Annotated in this window: 6 protein-coding genes; 1 reads left to right on the top strand and 5 read right to left on the bottom strand. The window is 35.6% G+C overall.

Annotation, left to right across the window (positions count from 1 at the left end):
• Nucleotides 1-626: 626 nt before the first annotated feature.
• The 3 genes from FTT88_RS16435 to mobQ form a co-directional block, all read right to left on the bottom strand.
• Nucleotides 627-914: a hypothetical protein gene (locus tag FTT88_RS16435; protein ID WP_004728627.1), complete on the bottom strand. Its 288-nt coding sequence runs from the start codon at nucleotides 912-914 to the stop codon at nucleotides 627-629.
• A complete protein-coding gene (locus FTT88_RS16430) occupies nucleotides 911-1861 on the bottom strand; it encodes a replication initiation protein (RefSeq protein ID WP_004728629.1) in 951 nt (316 codons plus the stop codon). The genes FTT88_RS16435 and FTT88_RS16430 overlap by 4 nt, the downstream gene beginning before the upstream one ends.
• 682 nt (nucleotides 1862-2543) lie before the next feature.
• Complete coding sequence (gene mobQ, locus FTT88_RS16425) at nucleotides 2544-4196, bottom strand: MobQ family relaxase (protein WP_018680086.1); 1653 nt, start codon at nucleotides 4194-4196, stop codon at nucleotides 2544-2546.
• A gap of 211 nt (nucleotides 4197-4407) precedes the next feature.
• Here mobQ and FTT88_RS16420 point away from each other — a divergent pair, with 211 nt between their 5' ends.
• Nucleotides 4408-4710: a hypothetical protein gene (locus FTT88_RS16420; RefSeq protein ID WP_018680087.1), complete on the top strand. Its 303-nt coding sequence runs from the start codon at nucleotides 4408-4410 to the stop codon at nucleotides 4708-4710.
• 139 nt (nucleotides 4711-4849) lie between these two features.
• On the opposite strand, the gene FTT88_RS16415 is transcribed toward FTT88_RS16420, so the two are convergent.
• Together FTT88_RS16415 and msr(E) are read right to left on the bottom strand one after the other, a co-directional pair.
• Complete coding sequence (locus tag FTT88_RS16415) at nucleotides 4850-5734, bottom strand: Mph(E) family macrolide 2'-phosphotransferase (RefSeq protein ID WP_000155092.1); 885 nt, start codon at nucleotides 5732-5734, stop codon at nucleotides 4850-4852.
• Between the two features lie 55 nt (nucleotides 5735-5789).
• Nucleotides 5790-7265, bottom strand: a complete 1476-nt coding sequence (gene msr(E), locus FTT88_RS16410) for an ABC-F type ribosomal protection protein Msr(E) (protein ID WP_000052512.1) — start codon at nucleotides 7263-7265, stop codon at nucleotides 5790-5792.
• Nucleotides 7266-7363: the final 98 nt, after the last annotated feature.

The raw sequence follows: 7363 nt of genomic DNA, 5'->3' as shown, positions 1-7363 counted from the left end.
ATGTTTCTCGCTTTAATAATTAAACTCATTTTTATTTACTCCTGTTTAGCTCTTGAAATTTTTTATGCAGCAAACAGGATTTAGGTGAAAACAAAAGCTAGCATCACAGTGTCCTCCCAAAAAAAAAGCTATTCATCCACAGGGTGGACAAATAGCTAGTCAATTAAGTTATAACTGGAAACTATGCACTAAAAGCATACTTATAAATTAAGCATACTTTTACTTTATATATCCGCATATATTCTTAAAGACACAACAAAAGCCCACCATTATAAAATAGTGTCACTATGCAAATAGTTGTGTCTTAACGAATGCGGATAGAATGCATAAACTTACCTAAAAAATAAAATTCAGTTTTATGATAACTTTACTGTTAAAAGAAGTCTAGACAACCTTGTTTTATGCTTGGATATAAGGCTTATTTTAAAATAATAGTAGTGAAGATTTTCTAAAATTAACATAATACACCTTATACGAAATACTGTTTTTTATTCGATATAAATCATAAACTTATACTAAGACGTTCCAGGGTTCAGCGCACTGGAACGGCTTTTTTGTGACTATTCACGTTCCACGCCTATTCTTTGATCAATGTTTCACGGTTTTAATTAAATAAACTGAATAATTCAATCTGCACGATTTAAGCGATTATCTTGAATAAGATCATCCAATTTATCTTCTAAATCTTCAATCTTATATTTGAGCGATAAAATAGAATTTTTTAAACGCTCATTTTCAGGAGCATCAGGATTTTTTAATTGATTAAAAATTTCTAATAATTCGTTGCGATTAGTGCTTAACCTTTCAATGTCACTTTCAATAGCCATTCTTGGTGTCCACAGAGCAAGTAAACTTTGCTCATAGTCTTTGAGTTCTTGATGGCTCATTGCATCTAATTCAGCTCTAGTTTTCATGGTTTAAAATCCGTCTTGCTATGAAGAGCTTTAAAAATCCGCTTTGCTGTTTCCTCTCTTACACTTTTCGGATCTCGTAAGATGCCACTAATCCAAAGGGCAAAACTAGGATAGTCCTGGAAGTTACTTAGGTCTGATAGCTCAGAAAGTTTAGATAAAATAGCACTGTACTTGTTAATTTGAGCATCAGACAGGTTGCAGAATATATCTATTGTTTTTGGATCTCGCTCAGGAGCTATTAATTTTGGCTTAGATTTTTCTTTCACAGTGAACTTAAAGCCGACAACAGAACGTCCTTTTTTAACTGGACTATAGTCAACTGTTACATCGGTAAATTCATTAATTTCATCTAATGAGCTCTTCAAAACTCTTCGTTTTAAGTTCCTCAAATCTCTATAAGATTCTGGTAAACCAAACTCTGTAAACATTTCATCTAGCGTTAATTCAAAGCCATTTTTTGCCTGATTTTTTTTCGCTAAATGGTAAAAGTCTATTGAGTAGTCTTTTTTTAATTTTAGAACTACATCTTTTTTATAACGAGTGTATGGATTGTATTTATCTAAAATTTTCAACATCACCAAAACAATAGATGTAAACCTTAAAGATATCCCTGCATCTTCATAAGTAGCATCAATTACCCAGTTAGAGTAGACCTTTTTCCCCCTATCATTAACGTATGAAAAGGACCGATCTACTAGTTTTTTTGACGCATTTTCAATTTGTTTATAAGCAGAATTGACTTTGATACCACAGTCATCAGCAAATTGTTGAGCAGATATTAAGATTTGATCTTGTTCACTTGCATCGATATTTCTAGCAATCGGAGAAGCCATAATTAAAATTCTTTTTTCATCTACAGACATGCTTTTAAAGCATTCAGTAACTTTGTTTTGAATAGCCATTGTTGTTACTGGATAAGATTTATCATAACTATTTTCTTTATTCATTCAGATATCAAACCTTATAAAAAATGAACATGATTTTTGTACCCTTATGAGAAAACAATGTACACCAATAAACATAAGGGTACAATAATTTATTTGTACCCTTTATCATGCTATTTGTACCCTTTAATCATGCTATTTGTACCCTTTTAAACGATAAAATCATGCTATTTGTACCCTTTATCATGCTATTTGTACCCTTTTAACGCTTGAAACTATTGCTGCATAAGGTTTTCAGAGGGTCTAAAAGCTTTTAAAAGCTTTTTAAAAGAATAAAAGGGAATTTATTTCCAAAGTGAGTTATTAAAACTGCCCTTGGTACTCGCTAAAGCTCGTACTCTATTGAAGCTCGTTTCACTCGCTTCGTGGGGGCAGTTTTTTGCATATATGATCAAGGATTCAAAAAGCAAAACATGAATAATGCATTCGCTATGCTCATGCTTTTTGACGAGCAAAAGCATCAATACTTCGCTCGTAGACACTCGCTAATCACTGTCCCCAGTAATTCAATAAAAAACGGTTTTTCAGAGGGGGAATAAGCAACCTTTCGTTGTGTCGCTCGTAGACACTCGCTAAAAGGCTCTCATTTGCGTTCTAAGCGATTTTATTTTTATCAACTATAGTTTTACTGTATTTCTATCAAAAGTCGCTAAAACCCCCGTTTTTTTGCGCTTAAATGGGATTGCTAAGGCGTGTAGTCATGGTTATTGTCATTTTCTGGCTTTTTAGGCTCATTTCTCTGCTGTTTTTCTTGTTCTTGGCGTCTTAAAAATGCCAAATGTTCTTGTTGCTCTCGTTCTTGTGCATAGCGTTGTTCTTGTTGCTCTCGTTCTTTACGTAACTGCTGTTCTCTAGATTCACGATCTTTTCGGTCGTTTTCGAGCTGTATTGCTATTTTTTGGGAAAACTCTTGCTGCGCTTCGGTCTCAATTTTTTTTGTAAAAGCCGCATGCAATTCTTGGATTTTTAGATCTTCCATTTCTTCTGCATATAGTCGCTTTTGTTTTTCACCATTTTGAGGACTAAAGTATTTATTTCCATAGTTATCTTCTTCAAATATATAACTATTTATGATCTCCAGTCTTTGATCGCGTACATACTCTTGATACTCAGTTTCTCTGCGTGATATTTCAGAAATTTGATGATCTATATTTGAAATTTGATCATTAAGTTTTCGTTGTTTAACAGTGATGTTCGGTTCGTCAAGTTTTGCAAAAGACTTTTTAGGCTGGAGCAGCTGATTTTCTTCTGTCCATTTATTTAAATGATCAGAATATCTCTCTTTTTTTTCTATTTCACTAAGACCAGAAATATGCTTTTGGATGTCTAGTTGGGTGTTGTGTTGGTCGATCAGGTCATTTATTTGATTGATCCATTTTGTTTTAAAAAATAAAGGCTCTTTTTTGCGTAGTTCTGATATTGCAGAACTCATCGTGTCTAATTTTGTTGTTAATTTTGATAATTCTTCATTTTGGAATTCATAAAGTTTCTGAGAAGTTTTTTCTGAATACTCAGCTTGAGAGTATTGAAACTGAAGCTCACTTCGTACTTTTTGAACAAGATCCTCAGATACTTTGATGTTTTCATCCAGTGCGATGACCTTTTTGATTTTTAAATTACGTAGCTTAATTTCATCATTTTTCAGACTAATTTCTGTAAATATCCCTCGTCTCCGGAGGTATGTCGCTTGAGGACCTTCGTGCTGAGTTGCTTCTAGGTCACTTTCCTGGTCTTCATAACTTCTGTGATCGACACGTTCATCAAATCCATTTTGTTCCAGGTGATGATTGCATAACTCTGCAAATGATTCTCTCCAGTGGCTTACAGTTTCTGTGCCATTGTCACGACTGAAGTCCCTATATTTTTTTGCTGAAAAGCCACCCTGCTCATTAATACTTCGGGTTGTGAACATGATGTGTGCATGGTAGTTGCGTTCATCACTTCCACTGTCTGTATGAGGTGCATGAATAGCAGCATCAACGATGACACCGTATTTTTTAACGAGGTTTCGGCAAAGTTCATTGAGCATATTTTCACGCTGTTCAGCGTTTAACTCACTGGGAAATGCAATCTCAAACTCTCTTGCAAGTAATGCATCTTTTCTACGTTCAACCTTTTCGACTTCATTCCAAAGTGTTTGGCGCTTGAGTAACTCAGTATTTGTATTTTCAGGTGCATAGATTTTTGTAAATTCGACACCAGTTTTTCTTGTGTAGTCTTGTTCTTTTCCATAAAAATCGCATACCAATTTTTCACTTGAACGATATGCAGCACAAGCAACGGCCGATCGTCCATTACCTCTACTAATCGTTTTAACTGAAAAATGATATATCGCCATTTTGCTTTTGCTCTTTATTTCGATTTATCGAAATTACCAACATGTATATGTTGGTCAGGGGATTACAAAGGGGATTTACCCCTTGTCGCACCATTGGATGAAATCCAATGGCTAAGTGCGCCCTTCGGGAAAACCACGATAGCATGGGCTGTCTTGAATTTCAATTCAAACAGACCTATGCTTGAGGGGGATTCCTTGAGATGGTGATGGTATGAGTGTTGAAACTTTAGAGCAAAAAATTGCAAAGCAAGAAGAACGATTAAGACAACTAAAAGCACAAAAACAAGCTATTGCTGCTCGTGAAAAAAAGAAAGTTTCTGATCAGCAACGTAAAGATGATACGAGACGTAAAATTCTACTGGGAGCTTGGGCTTTAAATAAATTAAAAAATGATGAATCGTTTAAACAGCAATTAGCCGATTTTGAGCAATTTTTAAATACGGAAAATAAGACCGAAGAAAATAAGCAGAAAGATAAAGATCTTTTTAATGGATTTATTTGGGATAAGACCTAAATTTCGCATAAGAAATTTTATGTTAAATGATTGTTAGAAATGCCCCTTGATCGAGGCATTTTCTATAAAGAATACTAAAAACTAATTAAAGCCAACCAAGTTTCAAAACAAGGCAGTTCTCAGCAATCATATTTTTAAATTATATAACTCCCAACTGAGCTTTTGCTCCAACGATAAGGCTTTCATTTTGAGTTTCTAAGGCAAATAAACCATACATCAAAGGAGAGGCCGCTGCTCTTTCTAAAGTCTGTTCATATAGTTTATTCCAAACTTTACCCCCTAGTTTTTCATACTCGATGATTAGAGTTTTGAGGCTTTCTTCTCCAAACAAAGTTACATGCCCAGCAAAATCAATCGCTGGGTCATCTATATGGGCTGTTGACCAATCAATAACGCCTGAAACAGCTCCATCCTTTGAAGCTAGTACATGCCCAGCATATAAATCGCCATGTATAAATTGGGTGAAATCTGCCCATAGAACATCATTATCCAACCATTTTCTGTAGCGGGTTTCCAATTGCTCACTTATACCAATTTCAGATTTTACTAACTGCAAATTGTTTGCTATTTCAGGTCTTAAATCTGAAGGTTTCATAATTTTCAAATCATTTTCCCGAACTTCTTTTTCAGGAATACTATGGATTTCAAATAAGGTTTTTGCCAAAGATGTTATGTATTTCGGGCTATCTTTGTCCATATTCCAAATTATTTCATAGGTTTCAGCATCCAAATTTAAAACAGGATTATCTTTAAGTATGGGATAAGCCACTAATTCTGTAGATGAAATTCTCCAATCAGGAACCTCTACAGAAAGATGTTTTTTTACCAATTCTAAAATGCGTTTTTCTTTCTTGATTTGTTCCCTCATGCCATCACGACGAGGAATACGCAGCAACCATTGTTGCCCCTTTGTATCAAGAGCAAAAACGACCTTAAAATCAATGCCCATTTCATTGAAATTCATTTTGTCCGTAAGCAACAAGCCGTGTGCTTCAGCAAGTGATTGAATATCTTGAATTGTCATTTTTAATTTCCTTTAAAGAGTTCAATAATTAATGTTCGGATTAGATTGGCTATCATTAACAATCTCTCTCAAAAGTCTTGATGATTTTGTGGTCTTTGATCTCGTAGATAATGTCAGCAATATTATCGACCAATTGCTTGTCATGAGATACGAAGATAATAGTTCCTGCATAGGACTTCATCATTGTTTCTAATGCGGCAATACTTTTTAGGTCAAGATAGTTTCCTGGTTCATCCATAAGCAAAATATTATATTTTCCTAAAAGCATTTTGGATAAAAGCAGTTTGATGATTTCACCTCCCGATAAGTCGGATAAGTTTTTTTGAATATCATTCGCTCCGATCCCCATTGAAGCCAATACTGCACGAATTTCCGCAACTGTGTACTCGCACTCTTCCTGCATAAAGGAGAGCACAGATTTATGCGTGTTAAATTTATATCCTGTTTGTGTAAAGTAGCCAATTTCAGCTTTTGGAGATATGGTTAATCCATCAGCACGTTCTGATATCATTTTTAACAAGGACGTTTTCCCTGTTCCATTCGATCCAGTTATAGCGACTTTAGCGCCAAGCGGTATTATAAAGTTAGCGTCATCAAAGATAGTACGGCTACCAAATTTTAAGCTCAGACCATCTGCCGTAATCGGGAACTTATTGTGCAGTTCTAGGGCTGAACTTTGACGAAAACGAATAGAACGCAAATGCTCTGGTGCTTGAATATCTTCTAATGCAGCCAAACGCTTTTCCATACTCTTAGCTGCCTGATACAGTTTTCTTTGCTTGGTGCCAGTCATTTTTGCATGCCCAAGTCGTCCAGCACTTTCGGTAGAGTTTTTGGATTTTTCTCCTTTTTTCTTATTGTCTAATCGATTAGCTTGCTGGCGTTTTTCTTGCACAGCAGATTCTAATCGCTCCCGTTCCTTCATCATCAGCTCATATTCTACGGCTTGGTGTTGTCGCTCTTCTTCTTTTTGACGCAAGTAATCCGAGTAACCACCCCAATATTCCGTAATTTTACCGTCTTTTAACTCCCATATCTTGTCTACAACCATATCAAGAAAATATCGGTCATGACTGATAACAAGTAATGCTCCATCAAATGCTTTAAGTTGACCAATAAGTAGATCTATTCCATTGAGATCAAGGTGGCTGGTTGGTTCATCCGCTAGAATGCCATGTACTTGTTGGGAAAATGCGGCAGCAATTTTTGCACGAGTTTCCTCTCCGCCACTCATTGTGTCGTTTTGTACATTGGAAACACCAAGGCGAGATAACATTGCCCGGTCTTCGACCGTTTCTATTTCGATTCCGCCCAGTTGGCTGATATGTGCAAAATCACCAAAACGCTGTAATGTCGCTTCGGCTAAAACAATTTCGCCATTAAGTACTTTGAGTAAACTACTCTTTCCTGCTCCGTTATCACCCACAAGACCAATACGGTCATAAGAGTGAATTTCCAATTCATCAATATCCAAAACATCACGCCCAGCATAATCCAAGCGTATGTTTCTCGCTTTAATAATTAAACTCATTTTTATTTACTCCTGTTTAGCTCTTGAAATTTTTTATGCAGCAAACAGGATTTAGGTGAAAACAAAAGCTAGCATCACAGTGTCCTCCCAAAAAAAAA

The sequence above is a fragment of the Acinetobacter sp. YH01024 genome (assembly GCF_013420195.1).
GTDB classification, from domain to species: Bacteria; Pseudomonadota; Gammaproteobacteria; order Pseudomonadales; family Moraxellaceae; genus Acinetobacter; species Acinetobacter amyesii.
The sequence above is the reverse complement of the archived record's forward strand: the minus strand, read 5'-3'. Positions and strand labels throughout refer to the sequence as shown.

Bases quoted from the DNA above. Each gene is read 5' to 3' on its own strand.
- FTT88_RS16420 (WP_018680087.1), top strand. From the start codon at position 4,408: ATGAGTGTTGAAACTTTAGAGCAAAAAATTGCAAAGCAAGAAGAACGA.
- FTT88_RS16435 (WP_004728627.1), bottom strand. From the start codon at position 914: ATGAAAACTAGAGCTGAATTAGATGCAATGAGCCATCAAGAACTCAAA.
- FTT88_RS16415 (WP_000155092.1), bottom strand. From the start codon at position 5,734: ATGACAATTCAAGATATTCAATCACTTGCTGAAGCACACGGCTTGTTG.
- mobQ (WP_018680086.1), bottom strand. From the start codon at position 4,196: ATGGCGATATATCATTTTTCAGTTAAAACGATTAGTAGAGGTAATGGA.
- FTT88_RS16430 (WP_004728629.1), bottom strand. From the start codon at position 1,861: ATGAATAAAGAAAATAGTTATGATAAATCTTATCCAGTAACAACAATG.